Raw genomic sequence first — 21,636 nt, forward strand, 5'->3', positions numbered from 1 at the left:
TGGGCTTACTTCAGCGCCTGGAAGTGCATTCTGGCGAAGGGCTTTTCGATAGACCCACGCCAGATTTTAGTGTCTGCAAATGCCAGTCCCTCTGCTGCGGCTTGCCATTTCATTCCCAGGTAGCGTTGTTCAAAGCGCTTTAAATGCGCCTTGGGGAAACTGTCGAACGAGGACTGCAGCGCGTCATAGTGAAAGTGCGCGTACCAGATCGGTTGGTCAGCCTTAGCCTGCCGGTTCGAGTCGTAGATCTCGTATTCCTGCAGGTAGTCGTCTTTGCCGTCAGGGCGTTTGTCCCTGAGCTTTTTACGCGCGCCGATTTTTCGAATCACCACTCGGCCTTTACCGGCCAGATAGTCCAGGTAGCCTTCAGTCGGCGTTGGGCTTTCCAGGCTGCGTTGGATCCGTAAGGCTTCGCCTGCCTGTTCAAGCGCAGTTGCACGAGTGCGTAATTGATCGACAATCGGGTTGCCCGCGTCCAGGCTTTGCACGTTGTTGGCGCGAATCCTGAGTTGTTTGGCTTCGGTGACCAGCCTGTGTTCGAGGTTGATCGGCTCCATGGTTTTGTACCCTCGCACCTGCTTTTCAAAAGCATCCACTGCGTCCAGGCGGGTACGGGCATCCGCAAGCGTGGCGCGGCGGTCGGTGGGCAGCGCAGGCGGGGCGGCGGCAGGTTGGCTCTGGGTCGGGTTCAAACGGTAGGTGTTGCTGTCGCCAACCCTATCCCATACCTCAGTGGGATTGCCGTCGGCGTCGCTGATGATGAATTGTCGCGGTGATTGTTGCCCGGCGGGTTTTTCGGTGCCTATCAATAGTTGCCCATCCTCGGTTTCAAAGGCCTTCCGAGTAGCGTTTGGATTGGGCTCGGAGGCGGGTTTCTTGATGGCCCGTTCGGCTTTTCGAATCAAGCGGTCAAGGTCTTTTTGCATGAGTTGGAAAAAGTTCGGATCGAAATGATCTGGTGACCTCTCGTTCCAGGCACTCAGATCACGTGAGAATTCTTCATAGACCTTGATGCAGTTCTGCAATATTCGATTGCGTTCGACCCGGCTGATATTGGCTTCGGGTAGGGTCATGTGCGCGGTTAGAGCGCGGCTGACGTTGTGCCTGGCCTGATTCACCGCAGTTTCCTGGTAGATCCAGTCAATGCCCACGGTTTGCTGTCGGCGGGTGATGGGGTGCAACAGTTGGCCGCTGCGCATACTGGTAATGCGCAGGTCGGTAAATTTCTGCTTCCAATGAGCCAGGTTGGCCGCGACCTCTGTGCGCGCCGCTCTGGCGGTAATGCGTTTGCTCCAGGTGCCCATGTCCTTCATCGAGCGCTCTATCACGTTAAGATCATCAAGTATGTTCAGGCGGCATTGCCTCACTTCATTGAGCAGTGTTTGAGTGATGGGGGAGGCTGGAGACAGGTTATCCAGTTGCTGGGTGATCGCGATGGATCGGTCAAGTGACGCCACGGAACGGTTGCTGGCATGGTGAATCAGGTGATTGAGTCGGTCCGACACAATGTGGGCTGTTTTACTCAGTTCTGCTGCATAGTTGAAGTCGGGTAGGCGGACTTGCTGTTGCTGGGCCAGTTCGAGCGACGTATACATCTTCTTGGCGCTTTCGATGTCCCTGGCCAGGTCGACATCCAGGGCTTTGCTGTCTGTTGTTCTTTGAGTGGACGTGGTTGAGGGGGTTGGATAGTCGCTTGCGTATTTTCTTAACTTTGCGGTGCTGGCATCGACTTGGGTCTTAAGGTTGTTGTATTGGGTTGTCACATCGTTACCGAGCGTAGCGCGCTGCGTATTGACCTCCAGCGCGGGTGCCGGGAGTTGCCGATTGACCGCCGGTGGAACGCTGCCCGGCTGGGCTTCCCCACGCCCTCTGCGCCGGCTGCCACCGCCATAAACGGTGTTGCGACCACCATGCAGCGCTCCGTAAGTGTCCCATTGCAGGGCAGGGTCCAGCTCAACGACCACACTGTCGTACCTGTTTCTGGCAATCAGGCGCATTTCTCCGGTGCCGGCGTCGTACCTGACTCTGTAATAACGCCCTTCACTGAAGATGAAGTAATCGCCGGACACGTTATGGCGCAAGGTGTGGCGATAGGGCCCGGTCAACACCGGTTGCAGGCTGCCGCTTGCAAGGGGGGCGGGGTGTTCGAAGCCAGCGAAGCGCTGGCGAGTGGTGGTGCCCTGGCGGCGTTTCAAGGATCGCCAGAAGCTTGGGCTTGGCGCCTGTTTGCCTTGGCGTGCTGCGGTCAGTTGGCGGGCGGTGCTGGCGCGTGCGCTGGGCACCGCGGCCATGGCCAGGGCATCCATGGCCGCATACAACAGGCTTTCGAACACCGAGGCCAGCAGGTCGATGCCATCGTCGATATCACCGCGCCGGAACGCAGCAACCGCCTGATGTAGGCTGATGCGAGCGTCTACCAGGGATACGGCGGTGCCAACCACCGGGACAATACTCAGGGCAATTTTGATGCCGTTGAACACCTTGGCGCTTTGAAGATGGTACCTCTCATTGGCCAGATCATCGTTGGAGCGTGAGTCATTACGATGGGCTTCGAGCAGGCGGCCCCTATGGGCATTCAACTGATGGACAGCCAGCGAAGTGGTGGCCGGCCAAGCAAAGCCTGACTGGATCATCGAGTTTTGGTCTTTGTCGATGGCCTGGCCGATGCGGCTGATGTGTGCCCGTACGTCCCCCTTGATTGCACGGCCCGCGACATACTCCAACATGCTGTCGAGCCGGCACAGTTCAAACAGAGCAAGGCGCGCCTTTTCAAGGCTGGCATAACCGCGCAGGTAGCGTTGGTCGGGGGCGTCGGGTAGGTAGAGCACGATGCTCCCGCTGTTCTGTTCCTCAATGAATGTGATACCCGATAGTGTGATCGGGCTTTCCTGGTTTGTGTCCTTGCCGCCTATGCTCAGGTGGGCCGGCAACAGGCGGATGCGCTTGCCATCGACATCCCAGGCGCTCTGGGTATCGGCATCGATCGCTGTATTGAGGGTACTCAGTTCGTCGCTGTTGATATGGTTTTGCATGACCGCCAGCAGGCCTTGGGCCTTGAGCATCAGACGCAGGGGTTCGACCAGGCATTCGCGGCGGTACTGTTTTTGGAATGTAGACTCCTCCGGTGAACCATCGAAGGCCCTGATAATCCGCGTTTCATAGCGTTGCGCCAGATTGAGGTCCTTGACCATGGCCGCCAGATAGTGGCTGGTGACACCCGCCTTCAGGGTGTTGCCTTCGAGGGGATCATCGGCCGTCACTTCGACGCTCACGAACCCCAGGCGCAGACTTATATCAGAGCCGATGTTGAGTAAGGCCAGGGTATCCAGGGGCATCTTGCTGCGTTTAGCGCTGGGGACATCGATCATTTTGATTGGCGAGCCCGGCGCGGCACCGGCAACGATATCGCGCTTTTGCGCCACCGAGTCGGGCAGCTCCAGCTCCAGGGTAAAACCTTTTTTAATGCCGAAATCCTTGCGCAAGCGTGCATCCAGCTGTTGGCTGACAAACACGTCACGTGCTGGCAGCGAGCGTCCAAACAAGGCCTGTGAACGGGTCAGCGCGGGGATATAGGCGCTCAGCAGTTTCTTTAGGGTTTCGTGTTTTTCTGTGGACTGTAGGCGCATCCACGGTTGCATGTCGTTGGCCAGCACCTGGGCATTGTACTGCTCGATGAGTTGCAGGTACGCGGCCTCGCGTGCCGCGTTATCCGGGATCAGCAAGCTCGGCAGCGTTTGTGCACGCAGTCTTTCCAACTCACCGGCTAGCGTTGCGGCGTCTTCCGGGGCGGACCAGGTTTGGCGCAGTCTCGCGGCTTTTTCTTCGAAGGCGGTTTGTTGACTGCTCAGGCTGTACTCGAAGGGATCTTGGGCCAATGGCTTGAACTGCAGGGCCAGTACCTCATCTTGGGGATGGATGGCGAACAAAGCTTCTTCCAGCGCCTGTCGGGAGGCGAAGCGTTGCAAGCCGCCGTCGTTACCGGGCCAGTAGACGAAATGCGTGCCGCTGCCGGTGGTTGGGGTTTGCGGGTCCTGGGGGGGAAGCAAGACCAGCGGCCCGTTGAGTTCGGTGTGTGTCGGCTGGAGATCGCCGGGCCGCTTGACCGACAACACCAACGTCATGACGTCAGGCTCAGGCGTATCCAGGGCACTGGTGATCTGTAGCAGTTCGGCTTCGGTGATCTGGTCCAGGGCCCGCTGAATGTTCGCCTCGATCCGCAGCCCCTGCAGGCGCGCCTGGTAGAGCGCGGAGTAGTGGGTGTTGAGTGCGGCGAAATCCAAGTGTCTACGGTTCAGCATGGCGCGTGCCGCGTCTTCAGCGGCGCGTTGCTGCACTTTCAGGTTGTCCAGTTGCTGTTTGAACGATTGCCAGACTGGGCTCGTCGGCGTGTTGCTGCCGAACAGTTTTTCCAGGGCGCGGCGGTGCTGTCGTATCAGGACCTTGCGTTGGCTGGCCTGTATGCCGTTATGCAGCAGGCCGAACTGTGGCAGGTTACTGTCGACCTGTGCATCGACGGTCGTCCCCGGTTGGTCGGGCGCTTGCGCAAAGAGTGCCTGGGCCCGGCGCTGAACATCGCGTTGGTCAATATGCTGGCTGGCCTGGTAGGCATTGTGGATCTTGACGTGGGCCAACGGCTTGATCGCGTCCTGGTATTGCTGGTTGGCCAACTGCTTGAGCCAAAGGTTGAGGCCGGCTTCCAGCGGGTTGTTGTTGATCTTGTACTCGATACTGGCCAGGGGATCGATGTCGCTGGCTGCGAACAATGTGATTTGCCGGTCGAGCAACCAACGTTCCAGGTCCAGGCGCCGGCTAAAGGTATGCCAGGCAGGCGCCTGTGTCGGCAGGTACACCAGTTGGCTGACCGGTTGTTCTGTATCCAGGGTCAGGACCCAGGCGCCGGGCAGCGCGATGGCATTGGCCCCGGTGCGCTTGAGCAACAGCTGCTCGACGCAGAATTTTGGCGCGTCGGCCGTGGGCGCTACCGGGTTGATCAGCGAGAACAACGGTGTGAGCACTTCGGGATGGATCTTTTTTTCGGCCAGCAAGTGTTCACCACTGGCTTCGAAGTGGATCCGGTAGAGTTCGATCGCCCGGTTGAGGCAGGTCAGAGGCGTATTGGGGGCCCGCTCCGTGCGCCAATAGCGCAACCAGTTGTCCTCGATCGCTTGCTCCAGATCCAGGGTTTTAAGCTCATCGAGCAGTTGGGCAACGGTGTGTTGCGCCAGGGGCGGTTGCGCCGGCAGGTAAAGCAGGTTGCATTCCGGTATTTGCGTCGTGTCCAGGTTTGGGTGTTGTTGCAGGTAGAGGCAGGCATCGGTCAGGCTGATCAGGCTGCGGCCGCGTTGTTCGGTAGCGGGGAATTGCAGCATCACGCGCTCGCCGTCCAGTTGCAGATCGGTTTGGAGCAGGCGGTTGATCGAACTGCGAACCGTCGGAATGCCGGCCATCAGCGTGAGCATATCGCGGCGGCAGTCTTGCCAGCGTTGGGTGGCGTCGACCAACAGGTCTTCGTCAATGCTCGGTAGCGGCAGTGGAGACCAGACGCCGAAATCGGTGGGGCCTGTAGTGTGGGTCATGGTTTCAATCCTTGAAGTAGGGCGTTGGAGCGCACAGGCCGCTACGTTGCGGACTGTGCTGAAGTGAACAAGCTTTATTCGCTGGCGACCCAAAGGGGACGGTGCTCACGAAAAAAGAGAGCCTCATTAACGTTGAGCAAGAGGAAGGTTGTGGCCTACATAGTTAGAGGCCGATGACCGCTCGGCGTCATTCATCAAATTGTCACGCAACTGTGGCAGCGCGCTTGAACAAACTTCATCAGACTCGCGCTCTACTGGGGTTCTGCGTTTCGGTGTTTTTCATGCGTGTGTTGCTTTTACTGGCCGCTCTGCTATTCGGCCTGCCGTCCTTTGCGGCTTCTCGATGTGATGTCAATGTCCCGACCCAAACCGTCGACCTGGAACAGGTGAGCATCGCCTACCAAAGTATCGGGCGGGCGTCGGACCCTGCGTTGCTGCTGGTGATGGGCCTGGGTGGGCAGTTGATCCATTGGCCGGATGAAGTGGTGGTCGCCCTGTGCGAGCAAGGGTTTCGGGTGATCCGTTACGACAACCGTGACGTCGGCCTGTCCACCTGGCGGCAAGCGCCGGCCAGTGCCAACCTGACCTTCGAGGTGCTGCGCTACAAGCTCGGTTTGCCGGTGGCTGCGCCGTATACATTGACCGACATGGCCGACGACGCGCTGGGCTTGATGGATGCGTTGCAGGTGCAGCAATTCCATGTCCTTGGCGCAAGCATGGGCGGCATGATCGCCCAGCACCTGGCGGCAATGGCGCCGCAGCGGGTGGAAAGCCTCACGTTGATCATGACCAGCTCCGGCGCCGAGGGCCTGCCCGCCCCGAACGCGGCGCTGGTGCAATTATTGTCACGGCGCAGCGCGCCCAATCGTGAGGTGGCCCTGGAGCAGCAAGCCGATTTGCTTGCGGCGCTGGGCAGCCCGAATGTGAAGGATGATCGTCAAGCGTTGCTGCATCAGGCGGCGCAGTCCTACGACCGCGCGTTTAACCCGGAAGGCGTGAAGCGTCAGATCATGGCGATCCTTGCCGAACCGAGCCGCGTGCCGTTGCTCAACCAACTGCGCGTGCCGACCCTGGTGGTGCATGGCACGGCCGATCCGTTGTTGCCGGTGATGCACGGCGTGCACCTGGCCGCGCATATTCAGGGTAGCCAGTTGAAACTGATACCCGGCCTGGCCCACCGTTTCCAGGAAGCGTTCAAGGCGCCGTTGCTGGCGGCGGTGTTGCCCTACCTGCAGGCTCATCGTGAAGATACCGCGCACTGGGCGCAGATCGACTTGGGCGAGCCTTCGAAGGTGTTGTGAAGTTGGTGTATCGTGCAACCTTTGCGGCGCATTCAAGCCAGCGAGGTTGTCTACCATGAGTACTCCCCTGAAAATCGATTTCGTCAGCGACGTGTCCTGCCCCTGGTGCATCATCGGCCTGCGCGGCCTGACCGAAGCCCTCGACCAGCTTGGTGCCGAGGTGCAGGCCGAGATTCATTTCCAGCCGTTCGAGCTGAACCCGAACATGCCCGCCGAAGGTCAGAACATCGTCGAGCACATCACTGAAAAATACGGCTCCACCGCCGAAGAATCCCAGGCCAACCGTGCGCGCATCCGCGACATGGGCGCAGCGTTGGGCTTCGCTTTTCGCACCGACGGCCAGAGCCGCATCTACAACACCTTCGATGCGCATCGCCTGTTGCATTGGGCCGGGTTGGAAGGCTTGCAGTACAACCTCAAGGAAGCACTCTTCAAGGCGTACTTCAGCGATGGCCAGGACCCGTCCGACCACGCGACCCTGGCGATCATTGCCGAAAGCGTCGGCCTGGACTTGAAGCGCGCCGCCGAAATTCTCGCCTCTGATGAATATGCCGCCGAAGTGCGCGAGCAGGAAAAACTGTGGATCACCCGCGGAGTGACCTCGGTGCCGACCATTGTGTTCAACGACCAGTACGCTGTCAGCGGCGGCCAGCCGGCTGAAGCCTTTGTGGGCGCGATTCGCCAGATCATTGCCGAAGCGCGATCCTGACGCCGCTCTAATGTGGGAGCTGGCTTGCCAGCTCCCACACTTGATACTCATTGTTTTCAAAAACGGCGCTCATCCAAACGCTGGCCCATCCCTTGCATTACCCCCCTAAAGCCCGGCCGGCCTGCGGTTGGGCGCTGCCATTAGGGGTGAAACACTACCTTGAACATACTTGACCTCGACCACAGCCTTACCGGCCAGGCACCCATTGCCCGACGGTTGGCCAACGGCCGGGCCACGCGTCTGGACCTGCTCGATCTGGGGCCGAAACTGCGCCTGTGGTCCACAGAAAAAACCTGGAAACGATTCACCGAACGCCTGGCCCAACGGCCTCGGCCCAGGGATGCGCGCCCGGAAATCCTGTTTGTCGGCTCCGGTGACTATCACCACCTTACGCCGGCCTTTTTGGCTGATTTGAAAGAGCCCGTCAGCCTGATCCACTTCGACAACCACCCCGACTGGGTACGCTTTGCGCCCAAGCGCCACTGTGGTTCTTGGGTCAACCGCGCACTGAAGATGCCGGCGATCAAGCGCATCGTCACCCTCGGCCCGTGCAGCGATGACCTGCATAACCCACAACTGCGTGGCGGCAACCTTGGCGCGCTCAAGCGCGGGCAATTGCAGCTGTTTCCCTGGCAGCACCCGCCGTCGAAGGTCTGGGGTCGGGTCGGTGATGGAGCGGGTCACCAGCAGCAGGAAAACCACCTGCACTGGCGCAACCTGGCAGAGCTCGATTGGGCGAAATTCCTCGACCAGATGATCGCCAGCCTGCCCACCGAAGCGATCTGGATCACCATCGACAAGGATGTGCTGGCCAGCGAAGACGCCGCCACCAATTGGGATCAGGGCGGTATGCGCCTGACCCATCTGCTCCAGGCCCTGCGGGCGTTGGCGGCGCACAAACGCATCATTGGCATCGACGTGTGCGGTGAGTTCGCCACGCCGGTGTTCAGCAACGCGTTCAAGCGCTGGGAAGCCAAGTCCGACCAGCCGCCGCCGCAGCGCTGGAGCGTGCAAGATTTGCAGCGCAATGCCGCGACCAATGAGGCCTTGATCAACCTGTTTGAGGAGCTGTTCCCGTGACCCTGACCGTGGTGTTGCTGCTGGCGTTTTCCATTGTTCTCGATGTGATTGGCCAGCTGTGTTTCAAACTGGGCGTGGACCGCTTACCGCAACTCGATGGCGGGTTCAGCCTGCGCGCATTCTGGGGCCAGGTGTTCAATGCACCGTTGCTCTGGGCCGGTGTGGGCGCCTATGTCATCGAGTTTTTCGTCTGGCTCGAAGCCCTGTCCCGTGCGCCATTGAGTCTGCTGTTTCCGTTGGCGGCTTTGGCCTATTGCCTGGTGGTTCTGGCGGGCAGGGTGGTGCTCAAGGAAAGGGTCAGCCCAAGGCGTTGGTTGGGCACGCTGGTGATTACTTTGGGTGTGATGTTGGTAGCGATTGCGGGGAGCCAGGCATGACGACGCAGACAGTCGATAGCGGTTGGTTACATGGGCGCCTGGGCACCCTGATGCTGTGGGCGCTGCTGATTGCCACCGAAAGCGCCGGGCAATTGTTTACCAAGGTGGCCGGTGATCAATTGGGGCAGATGGATTTCACTTGGCAGTGGCTGGCCGACGTGGCGCGTAACCCGGGGATCCTGGCGGCGATTGCCAGTTACCTGGGGGCGTTTTTTGTGTGGATGCTGATCTTGCGGCGCAGCAGTTTGTCGCTGGCGTTTCCCCTGAGTTCACTGGTGTTTGTGGCGGTGCTGCTGGGGTCGTGGTTGGGGTTGGGTGAGCACATCAGCCTGTTGCATTGGGTGGGGGTGGGGGTGATTATCGGTGGTATCGCGCTTTTGGCTGAGGGCGAAGAGCACTGAAAATTCTGCTGCGAAACACAGGCAAAATGTGGGAGGGGCGGTGCGACGATGCGACTTGCCCCTCCCACATTTGGATGTGCTTACCTAAGGCAGAACTGCATCGGGTTCTAATCGAAGGTGTAGCTGATCGCCGTCTGCACCTGCCCCTGATTCACCTCGCCGGCCTGCTTGACGATGCTGCTTCGGGCCGCCGAGCCAACCAGATGCACCCAGCTTGCGCTGGTCAGCAGCGACCAGTGGGGCGCCAGGGGAAAGGCGAAGCTTTGGCTCAACGTCACGTTCTGGAAGCCGCCGCTGGCGTTGTAGGGCCGAAAGCCGGTGGCGGCGGCTTCGTTGTTGTCTACGCCAAAGAAGGTATTGGCCTGGCGTGCATCGGCAAAATGCGCCACCAGCCCACTGCTGCCGATAATCCCGCCGCCCAACGGGTAGCCCAGTTCGCCGCCGATCTTACCCAGGGTGCCGCTCTGGGAATGCCCGCCGCCCACGGCCTGGCCCAGTTGCGCGTAGACCCGCCAGAAGTTGGCCGGGGCGTACTGGATGAAACCGCCGACCTCAGCCATGTCCGACACATTGCGCAAGCCCTGCAACTCACCGTTGGAGGTACGCCCTGCCAGGTAATTGATATAGGGGCCGGCGGTGATGCCGTGGGTGTTCAGCGCGCTCCAGGTCAAGCCGTCGTCGGTGCTCAGGCTGACGTCGCCCCAATCCAGGTCCAGGTAGGGCACGGGCCGGGTTTCGTAGCGGCTGCCGGTGGGGTCATGGGGCTGATAGCTCAGGCCCGCGCCCACGTCGCCGCTGATGCCGTCTGCCCAGGCGGCACTGGAGCAGCCCCATAGGCCGAGCAAACCTGCGAATACGGCAGAAGTGATGTTGGTCATGGTGTACGTTCCTGAGGTGACAGGCGCGCATGAACGCGCAAACCCTCGCGCCTGCGCAAGCACTCATGTTGTTTGTAGCAAGCTACAAAAATTGTAGCTTGCAGCACGCCTATCACTGCGACTCTGCCGGCAAACCCCCAGCCCCACTGGGTTTTGACTAGTTGGCACACTCCCTGCTCTATCCCTGTTGCAAGCGCATACAGCGCGCTCTCTCAGGTACAGGTAGATGATCCACTGGCATATCGTGTGTGACTTCGATGGGACCATTACCCCCACGGATGTCATCGACAACGTCCTCCAACGCTTCGCCGGCCCCGAGTGGGAAACCATTGAACAGCAATGGCTGGACGGGCATATCGGTTCACGCGAATGCCTGAGCCGCCAACTGGCGCTGATCAAGGCCACCCCAAGCGAACTGCTGGCGTATTTCGACAGCGTCGAGATCGACCCGGACTTCCCGGATTTCGTTGATCACGTCATGGACCTGGGCGCCTCTATCGAGGTGGTCAGCGACGGCATCGAGCAGGGCATCGCGCGCATCCTGTCGCGCAATTACGTGACTTTGTTGCCGATCCTCGCCAACCGCCTGCGCCAGGTCGACCAGAACAGCTGGCGTATCGACTTCCCCTACGCCAGCGATGCTTGCCGCGCCGCTTCCGGCAACTGCAAGTGCAAATCCACCCCGCGCAACAAGCGCGTACTGGTGATCGGTGACGGCAAGTCCGACATGTGCGTGGCTTCCACCGCCGACTTCGTGTTCGCCAAGGGCAGCCTCGCCGAGTACTGCGTCGCCAACCAGATTCCTCACGCGCGCTTCGACACCTTTGCGCAAGTGACCGCACTGCTGGCCAAGCTGCCCCAAGGCATCGCCGCCAACGCCACCACCTTCAACACCTCTTCTGACACTCAGGAACTCTTCCATCATGTCTGATATCCGTATCGCTACCGCCGAAGACCAGATCCTTCTGGATAAAGAAGCCAAGTATTGCTCCTACGGCGACACCGTTCACTACATCGAGCCTCCGCGTATTTTCAGCCGTTGCGAAGGCTCCTACGTGTGGGACACCGAAGACCAGGCTTACCTCGACCTGCAAATGTGGTACTCGGCGGTCAACTTCGGCTACGCCAACCCGCGTCTGAACAATGCGCTGAAACAACAGATCGACACCCTGCCGCAAATTGCCAGCCAGTACCTGCACAAAGGCAAGATCGAGCTCTCGGAAATGATCGCGGTCGATGCCAAGAAGAAGTTCGGTCTCGACGGCCGCGTGCACTTCAACGTCGGCGGTTCGCAGTCCATCGAAGACTCGTTGAAGGTGGTACGCAACGCCAGCAACGGCAAAAGCCTGATGTTCGCCTTTGAAGGCGGCTACCACGGCCGCACCCTCGGCGCCTCGTCGATCACCTCCAGCTTCCGCTATCGTCGTCGCTACGGCCACTTTGGTGAACGCGCCAACTTCATCCCATTCCCTTACCACTTCCGTGGCCCGAAGGGCATGACCAAGGAAGAATATGGCAGCCATTGCGTGCAGCAGTTCGCCCGTTTGTTCGAGACCGAATACAACGGCGTCTGGGACCCCAAAACCAACCAGTGCGAATACGCAGCTTTCTATGTCGAGCCGATCCAGGGCACCGGCGGCTACGTGATCCCACCGATGAACTTCTACCGCGAGCTCAAGCACGTCCTGGACCAGCACGGCATCCTGATGGTGTCCGACGAAATCCAGATGGGCTTCTACCGCACCGGCAAGCTCTGGTCGATCGAGCACTTCGATGTGCAGCCGGACGTGATCGTGTTCGGCAAGGCCCTGACCAATGGCCTCAACCCATTGGGCGGTATCTGGGCCCGTGAAGAGTTGATCAACCCGAAGGTGTTCCCGCCAGGTTCGACTCACTCCACCTTCGCCTCCAACCCGTTGGGCACCGCCGTCGGCCTGGAAATGTTCAAGATGACCAACGAAGTCGATTACGGCGCGATGGTCATGGCCAAGGGCAAGTTCTTCCTGGAAGGCTTGCAGGACCTGCAAAAACGCTTCCCGATCATCGGCGATGTCGACGGCCTGGGCCTGGCGCTGCGCTGCGAAATCTGCGGCCCGGACGGCTTCACCCCAGACAAGGCGACCCTGGACTACATGGTCGAGGAAGGCATGAAAGGCGACATGGTGGTGGACGGCCAGAAGCTGGGTCTGATCCTCGACGTGGGCGGTTACTACAAGAACGTGATCACCCTGGCACCGTCCCTGGAAATCAGCTACCCGGAAATCGAATTGGGTCTCAAGCTGCTTGAGCAACTACTGGTGCGAGCGACCAATCGGTGAATGCGCAAGGGATCGACCTCGGTGAAGGTACCGCCGGCTTCGTTCTCGGTGAAGGTCCGGTCGGGATCCTGTTGATCCACGGCCTGACCGGCACACCGACCGAGTTGCGCCAGGTCGCCAAGGGCCTGGCCAAGACAGGCAATTGCACGGTGTATGTGCCCACGTTGGCCGGGCACTGCGGCGATAACAGCGACTTGCAGGCTACCGGCTGGCGTGACTGGTACGAAGGCGTACGCAAGACCTTCCTGCAGGTCAAGCAACGCCACGGGCAGGTGTTTGTCGGCGGCTTGTCCATGGGCGCGGTGATGTCCATGTATGTGGCCGCCGAACACCCAGGCCAGGTCGCCGGGCTGCTGATGTACTCCACCACCCTGAAGTACGACGGCTGGAGCATCAACAAGCTGGCGTTCCTCACGCCGTTGCTGATGAAGATTCCATTCGGCGTGCACGTTTGCAGCTTCGAAGAAAAGCCGCCCTACGGCATCAAGAATGAGCGCCTGCGGGCCATCGTCGAGCGACAGATGAAGGAAGGCGAAAGCAGCGAGGCCGGTTTACTGACCATGGAAGGCATTACCGTGCGCGAATTGCACCGCATGAACGCGGTGGTCAAAAAGCGCATGCCCGACATCAAGGTGCCGGCGCTGGTGCTGCATTCGATCGAAGACGACATCACCAGCCGCTGGAACGCCGACTACGTGGAACGCCACCTCGGCGGCCCGGTGACCAAGATTTTGCTGGATAACTGCTACCACATGATCACGGTCGACCTGCAATACCGACGGGTGATCGAGTTGAGTGCCGAGTTTGTCGAGCAGCACACAGCCTTCAGGTCAACGCCGGTCAAGGTGGGCGCTGGCTTGCCAGCCATGGCATCACTGCGGTCTGCCTGACGCACCGAGGCCAGCTCTCACATTTGATCGGCGTTCGCCATAGAAATAAGGGCAATCTGTGATAACCACCCAAGCCTTCCCGACCATCCGGGCGATCCAGCGCGATGCCTGGAATGATTGTTTTCCCGGTGCCCTGGAGGATTGGGACTATTACCTGGCTGTAGAAAACGCCGCTATCGATGATTTTCAGTGGCGTTACCTGGCGGTCTACGAAGATGAAACGTTAGTGGCTGTGGCTGCTGCGTTCATTACCCATTATCGCCTAGACACCACGGTGTCGGGGGCGGGCAAGCGCGTGACCGAACGCCTGGCTCGCCTGTGGCCGCAGGCTTTGCAATTGGCGCTGTACGCCATTGGTTCGCCGGTGGCTGAGCGTTGTGATGCGGGGGTCGCCAGCCATGTGCCCGAGGCCCGCCGCGCGTTGTTGTTGCGCCAGTTACTGGCGGCTGCGCGTCGGGATGCCGACCATTTCGGTATTGGGCTGGTGGCGGTCAAGGACGCGCCGACCAACGACCCGCATTGGGCCGACAGTTGTCGTGCGGCCGGCTTTCAGACCATGCCGAGCTTGCCGACCGGGGTGTTGCCGTTGCCCTATGGGTCGGTGGATGCGTACCTGGGCTCGCTGGGCAAATCCACGCGCAAGGACCTGCGTCGCAAGCTACGGGCACCCGGGCCGCGCATCGAGTGGCGGCACAACGTCGATGATGTGCTGCCCCAGATCATGCGCCTGTACGAGGCCACGCTTGCGCGCGCAGATCTACAGTTCGAGCGCCTGCCTGCCGCTTACTTCACCGGCGTGCTTGAACACCTTCACGAACGGGCGGTCTGTGTTCTTTACTGGGTGGACGAACGCCTGGTGGCGTTCAACCTGATCCTGCTGGATGAGCAGCGGCTGGTGGATAAGTTCTTTGGCCACGACATCGAATTCAGCCGTGAGTACAACCTGTACTTTCGCAGTTGGCTGACCAATGTCGACTATTGTATTGAGCACAATATCCCGGTGTACGAGTGCGGCCAGGCCGGGTATGCCAGTAAACTGCGGCTGGGGTGCGAGTTCGAGGGCAACAGCCTGTTCTTCCGCCACCGCAACCGGCTGGTCAACGGCCTGCTCAAGCTTGTAAAACTGTTTATTCGACCGGATCGTTCCGACCCTGCCATGGCTGCTGCGATAAGCGAAACCTGATGATCACCAAGACCCGCCAGAAAGCCCGCCCCTTTGCCATTTCGCGTTGGAGCGTCCAGCGCAAGCTGGTGCTGGCGTTCTGGCTGGTCAGCGTTATTCCGACCATGATTGCCGCTGAGCTGGCCGCCACCACGCTGTCGCAGATTTTCGACAGCAACGTGCGTATCTGGCTGCAAGAATCGACCAAGATCGTCAAGGATGAGATCGGTGACATCCTTCATGACAACGCGCGCATGGCCAAGCTGTTCTTGCGCTATACCAGCCCACCGTCGTCCAAACAGGCGGCCAAGCATGACCGGCTGACCGCCGACATTGCCGATGCCACCGATATCGACGTGGTCGCGCTGATTCGCACCAGCGACCACAAAGTGGTGTTCAGCACAGCCGCCGATGACATCGTCAGGCAGATCAACCTGACCAGCAATGCCGTGCTACAGACCGTGCAAGTCGCGGGGGTGAGCACGGGGCTGGTGGTGTCAACCTTCGAGACCAGCCGCGATGGCGTTGATTACCTGTTGTTGGTGGCGACCTACCTGGACAGCAGTTTCCTCACCAGCGTGGCCGATGTGCACTCCCTGGACCTGCGTTTGTACCTGGCCAACCCGGCGGGTTTTTCCGAGATATTTTCCACCCAGCGTTTCGAGAATCACCCTTCGCGCATCCCGAAGAACGTCGAGGCCGCGCTGCGCAGCACCAAGCAGCCCAGCGAGCAATTCACTAACCAGTACAGCGGTTTGTACTGGCCGATCTTCAATGATGCCGGCGAACTGCAAGGCGTTATATTCAGCGGCCTGTTGCGTCACACCAGCCTGGTAGGGCTGGTGAACCAGAGCAACCTGTTCGTTCTGATCTTCCTGCTCAGCTCGGCGCTGTCACTGGCGGCCGGGGTGCTGGTGTCGCAGCGCCTGACCAAACCGCTGCGCGACTTGTCCCAAGGTGTGAACGCGGTGATTTCCGGTAGTTACGCGCATCGCGTGGTGGTCAGTGGCGGTGATGAACTGGCGCAGTTGAGCAGCACCTTCAACCACATGACCGAGCGCCTCGGCGAACTGCACCACCTGGAAGCCCAACTGCGTCGGCGTGATCGGCTGCATGCCCTGGGTGAAGTCGCCATGGGCCTGGCCCATGAAATCCGCAACCCGCTGGGCATCATCAAGACCGCCACCCAATTGTTGCACCGGCGGGCCGACCTCGCGGAAACCGATAAGCGTCACCTGGAGTACGTCATCAGCGAGGTCAGCCGCATCAACGAGCTGATTACCGAGTTCCTCGATTTCGCCAAGCCCAATCCACCGATACGCGTGCTGCAGCCGGCACGTGCCCTGGTGGAAGAAATCCTCGGTTTCTGCGGCCCGGAGCTGAGCACTCACAATATTGATGCACAGATTGACGATCAGGCGCCCGACGCCACGATCTATGCCGATGCCAAGCAGCTCAAGCAGGCTTGCCTCAATCTGATACTCAACGCCATCGACGCGATGCCCGAAGGCGGGCGCCTGACCCTGGGCATCCGCAACGTGGGCGACAACACGGTGATCAGCATCGCCGATACGGGCCAGGGTATCCCGGCGGATATGGTCGAGCGTATCTTCACGCCGTTTGTCACCACCAAGGCATCGGGCACCGGACTGGGCCTGGCCAAAGTCTATTCGATCATGGAAAGTCACGACGGCAGCATCGAATGCGCCAGTGAGAAAGATGCCGGCGCCACCTTCAGCCTGTACATTCCGGCTAACGGTGAAGACGACGGCGAGGATGAGGACGGGCATGACGCATAACGTATTGGTGGTGGACGACGAGCCCAAGCTCTGTGATTTGCTGACCCAGGCCCTGAGCCAGAACGGTATCCAGGTGTTCAGCGCGGGCAACGGCCTGCATGCGCTCAAGGTGCTGGGCGAGGAGGACATCGACCTGGTGATCAGCGACTGGCGTATGCCGGGCATGGACGGGCCGGCATTGCTGGCCGAGATCAAGGTGCGCTATCCACAGGTGCCGGTGATTGTGATGACCGCCTACAGCACGGTAAAAAATGCCGTGCAGTCGATGCGCAACGGTGCCTATGACTACATCGCCAAGCCGTTCGATATCGACGAGCTGGACATCACCGTGGCCAAGGCCCTGCAATTTCGCGACATCATGCGCGATAACGCGCGGATGCGCGCCGAGCTGGATGAACATGCGCAGTTCGACAGCCTGGTGGGCGACAGCCCGGCGTTTCGCAAGGTGCTGCAAGCCGTGGATTCGGTGCGTGACAGCAGCGCAACCATCCTGCTGACCGGCGAAAGCGGCACCGGCAAGGAAATGGTCGCCCGCGCCATCCACAAGCATGGCAGCCGCGCCGACAAACCCTTTGTGGCTGTCAACTGCGCGGCGATTCCCGAAGGTTTGCTGGAAAGCGAGATGTTCGGCCATCGCAAAGGCGCCTTCACCGGCGCCGTGGCCGACCGGGTAGGGCGCTTCATGCAGGCCGACAAGGGCACGCTGTTCCTCGATGAAGTGGGGGACATGCCCCTGGCGTTGCAGGCCAAGATTTTGCGCGCCTTGCAAGAGCGGGTCATCGAGCCGGTGGGTGACCCACGCGAGCGCAAGGTGGATGTGCGGGTCATTGCCGCCACCAACAAGAACCTGCTGGACGCAGTGGCGAACAAAGAGTTTCGCGAAGACCTCTACTACCGCCTCAACGTCTTCCCGATTCCATTGCCGGCCCTGCGTGAGCGCGTGGAAGATATCGCGCCCCTGGCCCGGCATTTCGCCCAGACCTTGAGCGCCACCGCCGGTAAGCGCATTACCGGCTTCAGCCCCGAGGCATTGCAGGCGATGGCGGCGTATCACTGGCCGGGCAATATCCGCGAGCTGCAAAACTGCGTGGAGCGCGCGACCATCGTGGCAGCGTCGCCGGTGATCGAGGATATTGATTTGCCGGGTTATCTGTTTGCTTCAAAACCGAGCGAGGGCGATGTGACGGCGATCCTCAGCGACGGCCCGGGCGTGCCGCAGGATCTGGATGCGGCGCTGGCCGAGGTGGAGAAAGCCTACATTCTGGCGGCGTTGCAGGAGAGCAACGGGGTGCAGGCCGCGGCGGCGCAGCGGATCGGCATTTCCGAACGCAGTTTCTGGTATCGACTGAAGAAACTGGGCATTCAGGTCGACAAAATAGTCCGCTGATGCTGCGTAGCTAAAAAATGTGGGAGGGGGCTTGCTCCCGATAACGGTGTGTCAGTCAGTACATATTTCCCTGATCCACCGCTATCGGGAGCAAGCCCCCTCCCACATTTCTTACCGAGTTGAGTCAGGAGTGGAGGCGAACCCAGATGCTGACAAGGATCGAGGCGGCCATCAACCAGGCCACGGCGGCCACTGCCAGGGACGCTTCCAGCCGCATCCGATCGACCATCACATACAAGGTTGCCAGGTACACAAAGTACGGAATGATCGACCACATCCCGAACACGATGGTGGTCTTCAAATCCTCCACCGAACGCCCTTTGCCGACGATGTAGTGGGCGATCAGCGCGAAGGTCGGAAACAGTGGCACCAAGCCTGCGATGTAATAGTTTTTGGTCTTGGCCAGTGCCGCCAGGATCAGCACCACCGCCGCGCCAAGTGCGGCCTTCAAGAACAGATCCATCAGTGGCTCAACCCGTATTTCTTGACCTTGTCGAACAGCGTGGTCTTGGCCATGCCCAATTCCTGGCTGGCCTGGGTCAGGTTGCCGCCGCTACGCTGCAGGGCGTCCACCAGCAGGTTGCGCTCAAAGGCTTCTACCGCTTCGGTAAAGGCCAGGCCATGGTTGCCGCTGCTGGCGCCGCTTTTCTTGAAGGCGGGCAGCCCCAGGGCAAAACGTTCGGCGACGTTGCGCAGTTCACGCACGTTGCCCGGCCAGTCGTGGCTCATCAGGCTCGACAAGGTCTGGTTGTCCAGCTCCGGCACCGCCCGGTCGAAGCGCAGCGACGATTGCTGCAGGAAGTGTTCGAACAGTTGCAGGATGTCTTCGCGCCGCTCGCGCAAAGGCGGCAGTTCCAGGGTGACCACGTTGAGGCGGTAGTACAGGTCGCTGCGGAACTGGTTGGCGCGGCTCAGTTCGTCGAGGTCGGACTTGGTGGCAGCGATTACCCGGCAATCCACTGCCACGCTCTGGTTCGAACCCAGGCGCTCCAGGGTGCGTTCCTGCAGCACCCGCAGCAGTTTGATCTGCAGGTTGATCGGCATACTTTCCACTTCATCGAGGAACAGCGTGCCTTGGTGGGCGTGTTCGATCTTGCCGATGCGGCGTTTGCCGGCGCCGGTGAAGGCATTGGCCTCGTGGCCGAAAATTTCGCTTTCGAACAGGTTTTCCGGCAGGCCCCCGCAGTTCAAGGCGACGAACTGATGGGAGTGGCGTCGGCTGAAATCATGCAGGCAACGGGCAACCAGCTCCTTGCCAGTGCCAGTCTCACCTTCGATCAGCACGTTGGCCGACGTGTCGGCGACGTTGGCGATCAGCTCGCGCAGGTTCTGCATCGCTGGCGAGCGGCCAATGATGCGGCCTTCCAGCGAATCACGCTCGGCCAACTGGCGGCGCAGTGACCAGACCTCTCGCGCCAGCCCACGCTGCTCCAGGGCGCGACGGGCAACATCGACCAGGCGCTCGGGAGAGAAGGGTTTTTCCATGAAATCGTAGGCGCCGTTGCGCATGGCGCCGACGGCCATGGAAATATCGCCATGCCCGGTAATCAGGACCACCGGCAGGCTTTTATCCAACGCCTTGAGGCGGGTCAGCAGCTCCAGACCATCGATGCCCGGCAGGCGAATATCGCTGATGACGATGCCGGCAAAGTTTTCGCCGATACGTTTGAGCGCTTCTTCGGCGCTGCCCACGCCGACGCTGTGGATGTCTTCCAGCGCCAGGGCCTGTTGGCAACCGAGCAGCACGTGGGGATCATCTTCGACGATCAGCACGGTCAGTTCTTGGGGATCAGTATTCATGTCGACTCAACTTTTTTAGCGCCCGCCAGCGGCAGGTTAAGGACAAAGGCAGTACCACCACCGGCCGGGTGTTCCACGGCCAGGCTGCCACCGGTCGCGGCTGCGAGGCTCGCGGACAGGGTCAGGCCCAGGCCCAGGCCTTGTTCGCCGGGCTTGGTGGTGAAGAAGGGTTCGAACAAATGCTTGCGTGCCTCAGGGGCGATGCCGTGACCATTGTCGCGTACCAGCAGGCGGTATTTGCCCTCGGTACTCTGGCCCTCCAACCACAATTGCGGCGCCGGTTGCGTCTGCATCGCGTCCAGAGCATTACCGATCAGGTTGACCAGAATCTGTTCCAGGCGTGTCTGGTCGATCTGCAACTGGGCGGGTGCGAAGTCGCGGTGCAAGGTCAGTGGCAAACCGTCCAGGCGTGCGCCCAGCACCTGGAACGCAGCGTCCACGGCCTTGCCCAGGCTGGCTTCGCCCTGGTCATCGCCGCGCCGGGCGAACGAGCGCAGGCTGGCGGTGATACGGCCCATGCGGTCGATCAGTTCGTTGATGGTCTTGAGGTTGGTGCTGGCGGTGTCCAGGGCGCCGCGCTCAAGGAAGCGCACGGTATTGCCGGACAGGGTGCGCAGCGCGGCCAGCGGCTGGTTCAACTCGTGGGCGATGCTGGTGGACATCTGGCCGATGGCGGCGAGTTTGCCGGCCTGCACCAGTTCGTCCTGGGCGCGGCGCAGGGTCTCTTCGGCCTGGCGCCGTTCGCGGATCTGGCCCTTGAGCCGTTCGTTACTGGCGCGCAGGTCGGCGGTGCGTTCGGCGATCCGCCGCTCCAGTTGGCTGTTGGCTTCCTGCAGGGCTTCCCGAGCGGCGAGGCGGGTGGCGATGACCTTGCGTCGCTCGTTCCAGGCAATCAGCAGGAAGGCGACAAGGCCGAAGGCAACTGCCACCAGGATGCCCTGATTGATCGCGGCACGGCGCAGATCATTGAGCGGGGTGAGCAGGGTGAAATTCCACGGCGTGTCGTTGAGCGGTCGGGTTTGCGCCAGGTAGCTGACGGCGTGCTGGTCGTTGACCACTTCCGAATTGGCCGGGAAGGTCAGTTTCTCGGTGCCTTCGTTCAGGCGCTCGCGGGCCAGGGGTTGCAGTTCATTGAGCGTCGCCCAGTAATATTGCAGGCTGTGGGCCAGGCGATCCTTGGTGTCATCGCTCAGCGGGCGTACAGCCTTGAGGCGGCGCGCCGGGTCACTGGACAGAATGATGATGCCATTCTCGTCGCTCACGAACGCCTCGAGACGGGCGCGCTGCCAGCGTTCTTCGAGGGCTTCGAGGCGCACCTTGACCACGGCGACGCCGATGATCTTGCCGTGCTCTTCCAGGCCATGGGCCAGGTAATAGCCGGGTTCGCCGTTGGTGCTGCCGATACCGTAGAAACGGCCGGGCTGGCCGCGTACGGCATTCTGGAAATAGGCGCGAAAAGACAGGTCCTCACCCTGGTAACTGTCGGCATCGCGCCAGTTACTGGTGGCCAGCACGCGGCCGGTGGTGTCCATCACATAGATGGCTCGGCTGCGACTGCGACGATTCAGGCCCTCAAGGTATTCGTTGACCGTTTTGCGGGTTTCCTGGTTCGGCTCGGCCAGCAATTGCGACACGCTGGACTCCAGCTCCAGCAGGCTGGGCAGATAGGTGTATTTGCTCAGTTCACTTTCGACGGTGCGGGCGTGCAACTCCAACTGGCGTTCGCCGTTGTCGCTGAGGGTGCGGATGCCATAGTACTCGCTGACCCAAAAGCCGATATAACCCAGGCCGATCATCAGGGCGATGATCAACGGCGGAAGGAACAGTTGGCGTATCAGACGAGGCTTCACGGCAAGTGATGGCGGCGCGGCGCGATATTGATTGGGGTCGCATTTCATCACAGATGCCTTGGGTCAACCAGAGCTGCCAGCCTGTGCGATCCAGTGTGGGAGGGGGCT

The 21,636-nt window shown here is 60.6% G+C and carries 16 protein-coding genes; 11 read left to right on the forward strand and 5 right to left on the reverse strand.

From position 1 onward, the window contains the following. Positions 1-5: 5 nt before the first annotated feature. Entirely contained in the window at positions 6-5,576 is a 5,571-nt protein-coding gene (locus TK42_RS00690) for a dermonecrotic toxin domain-containing protein (protein WP_103733404.1), read from the reverse strand. A gap of 281 nt (positions 5,577-5,857) precedes the next feature. Between TK42_RS00690 and TK42_RS00695 the strand changes: the two genes are divergently transcribed. From TK42_RS00695 to TK42_RS00715, 5 genes are all read left to right on the forward strand, one after another. Continuing rightward, complete coding sequence (locus TK42_RS00695) at positions 5,858-6,877, forward strand: alpha/beta fold hydrolase (RefSeq protein WP_103733405.1); 1,020 nt, start codon at positions 5,858-5,860, stop codon at positions 6,875-6,877. A gap of 55 nt (positions 6,878-6,932) precedes the next feature. Next, positions 6,933-7,586, forward strand: coding sequence for a DsbA family oxidoreductase (locus tag TK42_RS00700; RefSeq protein WP_032877552.1), 654 nt, complete (start codon positions 6,933-6,935; stop codon positions 7,584-7,586). 159 nt (positions 7,587-7,745) lie between these two features. Then, a complete protein-coding gene (locus TK42_RS00705) occupies positions 7,746-8,666 on the forward strand; it encodes an arginase family protein (RefSeq protein WP_103733406.1) in 921 nt (306 codons plus the stop codon). After that, positions 8,663-9,043 carry an EamA family transporter gene (locus TK42_RS00710; RefSeq protein ID WP_032877549.1) on the forward strand — a complete coding sequence of 127 codons (381 nt, stop codon included), beginning with the start codon at positions 8,663-8,665 and terminating at the stop codon, positions 9,041-9,043. Before TK42_RS00705 ends, TK42_RS00710 begins: the two co-directional genes overlap by 4 nt. Continuing rightward, positions 9,040-9,444 (forward strand): EamA family transporter, encoded by a 405-nt coding sequence (locus tag TK42_RS00715; RefSeq protein WP_103733407.1) that lies wholly within the window; start codon positions 9,040-9,042, stop codon positions 9,442-9,444. Before TK42_RS00710 ends, TK42_RS00715 begins: the two co-directional genes overlap by 4 nt. A 107-nt stretch (positions 9,445-9,551) precedes the next feature. Here the strand turns inward: TK42_RS00715 and TK42_RS00720 are convergent, their stop codons facing one another. Further along, a complete protein-coding gene (locus TK42_RS00720; RefSeq protein WP_005785228.1) occupies positions 9,552-10,322 on the reverse strand; it encodes a MipA/OmpV family protein in 771 nt (256 codons plus the stop codon). Positions 10,323-10,548: 226 nt separating this feature from the next. Between TK42_RS00720 and TK42_RS00725 the strand changes: the two genes are divergently transcribed. From TK42_RS00725 to TK42_RS00750, 6 genes are read left to right on the forward strand one after another with little or no spacing between them, the layout of a single operon-like run. Next, positions 10,549-11,253: an MtnX-like HAD-IB family phosphatase gene (locus TK42_RS00725; protein WP_032877547.1), complete on the forward strand. Its 705-nt coding sequence runs from the start codon at positions 10,549-10,551 to the stop codon at positions 11,251-11,253. Further along, the gene (locus TK42_RS00730; RefSeq protein ID WP_005785231.1) at positions 11,246-12,640 is read left to right on the forward strand and encodes an aspartate aminotransferase family protein; all 1,395 of its coding nucleotides are present in this window, start codon (positions 11,246-11,248) and stop codon (positions 12,638-12,640) included. Before TK42_RS00725 ends, TK42_RS00730 begins: the two co-directional genes overlap by 8 nt. Next, positions 12,637-13,530: a carboxylesterase gene (locus TK42_RS00735; RefSeq protein ID WP_005785233.1), complete on the forward strand. Its 894-nt coding sequence runs from the start codon at positions 12,637-12,639 to the stop codon at positions 13,528-13,530. The genes TK42_RS00730 and TK42_RS00735 overlap by 4 nt, the downstream gene beginning before the upstream one ends. Before the next feature lie 58 nt (positions 13,531-13,588). Beyond that, on the forward strand, positions 13,589-14,713 hold the full coding sequence (locus tag TK42_RS00740) for a GNAT family N-acetyltransferase (protein WP_032877545.1): 1,125 nt from the start codon (positions 13,589-13,591) through the stop codon (positions 14,711-14,713). Continuing rightward, positions 14,713-16,491, forward strand: a complete 1,779-nt coding sequence (locus TK42_RS00745) for a HAMP domain-containing sensor histidine kinase (protein ID WP_078820407.1) — start codon at positions 14,713-14,715, stop codon at positions 16,489-16,491. The genes TK42_RS00740 and TK42_RS00745 overlap by 1 nt, the downstream gene beginning before the upstream one ends. Then, a complete protein-coding gene (locus tag TK42_RS00750) occupies positions 16,481-17,878 on the forward strand; it encodes a sigma-54 dependent transcriptional regulator (RefSeq protein WP_005785239.1) in 1,398 nt (465 codons plus the stop codon). Before TK42_RS00745 ends, TK42_RS00750 begins: the two co-directional genes overlap by 11 nt. 124 nt (positions 17,879-18,002) lie before the next feature. On the opposite strand, the gene TK42_RS00755 is transcribed toward TK42_RS00750, so the two are convergent. From TK42_RS00755 to TK42_RS00765, 3 genes are read right to left on the reverse strand one after another with little or no spacing between them, the layout of a single operon-like run. After that, entirely contained in the window at positions 18,003-18,341 is a 339-nt protein-coding gene (locus TK42_RS00755; protein WP_034118321.1) for a GlpM family protein, read from the reverse strand. Next, positions 18,341-19,678: a sigma-54 dependent transcriptional regulator gene (locus TK42_RS00760; protein ID WP_032877540.1), complete on the reverse strand. Its 1,338-nt coding sequence runs from the start codon at positions 19,676-19,678 to the stop codon at positions 18,341-18,343. The genes TK42_RS00755 and TK42_RS00760 overlap by 1 nt, the downstream gene beginning before the upstream one ends. Beyond that, complete coding sequence (locus tag TK42_RS00765; RefSeq protein WP_103733408.1) at positions 19,675-21,576, reverse strand: sensor histidine kinase; 1,902 nt, start codon at positions 21,574-21,576, stop codon at positions 19,675-19,677. The genes TK42_RS00760 and TK42_RS00765 overlap by 4 nt, the downstream gene beginning before the upstream one ends. Positions 21,577-21,636 lie beyond the last annotated feature (60 nt).

Source organism: Pseudomonas sp. GZJR-8 (genome assembly GCF_002916705.1).
In the GTDB taxonomy this organism is placed as follows: domain Bacteria; phylum Pseudomonadota; class Gammaproteobacteria; order Pseudomonadales; family Pseudomonadaceae; genus Aquipseudomonas; species Aquipseudomonas synxantha_A.

What these genes read in the sequence shown, in the direction of transcription:
- TK42_RS00760 (WP_032877540.1), bottom strand. Translation starts at nt 19,678, where the DNA reads ATGAATACTGATCCCCAAGAACTGACCGTGCTGATCGTCGAAGATGAT.
- TK42_RS00715 (WP_103733407.1), top strand. Translation starts at nt 9,040, where the DNA reads ATGACGACGCAGACAGTCGATAGCGGTTGGTTACATGGGCGCCTGGGC.
- TK42_RS00700 (WP_032877552.1), top strand. Translation starts at nt 6,933, where the DNA reads ATGAGTACTCCCCTGAAAATCGATTTCGTCAGCGACGTGTCCTGCCCC.
- TK42_RS00755 (WP_034118321.1), bottom strand. Translation starts at nt 18,341, where the DNA reads ATGGATCTGTTCTTGAAGGCCGCACTTGGCGCGGCGGTGGTGCTGATC.
- TK42_RS00730 (WP_005785231.1), top strand. Translation starts at nt 11,246, where the DNA reads ATGTCTGATATCCGTATCGCTACCGCCGAAGACCAGATCCTTCTGGAT.
- TK42_RS00745 (WP_078820407.1), top strand. Translation starts at nt 14,713, where the DNA reads ATGATCACCAAGACCCGCCAGAAAGCCCGCCCCTTTGCCATTTCGCGT.
- TK42_RS00695 (WP_103733405.1), top strand. Translation starts at nt 5,858, where the DNA reads ATGCGTGTGTTGCTTTTACTGGCCGCTCTGCTATTCGGCCTGCCGTCC.
- TK42_RS00720 (WP_005785228.1), bottom strand. Translation starts at nt 10,322, where the DNA reads ATGACCAACATCACTTCTGCCGTATTCGCAGGTTTGCTCGGCCTATGG.
- TK42_RS00725 (WP_032877547.1), top strand. Translation starts at nt 10,549, where the DNA reads ATGATCCACTGGCATATCGTGTGTGACTTCGATGGGACCATTACCCCC.
- TK42_RS00690 (WP_103733404.1), bottom strand. Translation starts at nt 5,576, where the DNA reads ATGACCCACACTACAGGCCCCACCGATTTCGGCGTCTGGTCTCCACTG.
- TK42_RS00765 (WP_103733408.1), bottom strand. Translation starts at nt 21,576, where the DNA reads ATGAAATGCGACCCCAATCAATATCGCGCCGCGCCGCCATCACTTGCC.
- TK42_RS00750 (WP_005785239.1), top strand. Translation starts at nt 16,481, where the DNA reads ATGACGCATAACGTATTGGTGGTGGACGACGAGCCCAAGCTCTGTGAT.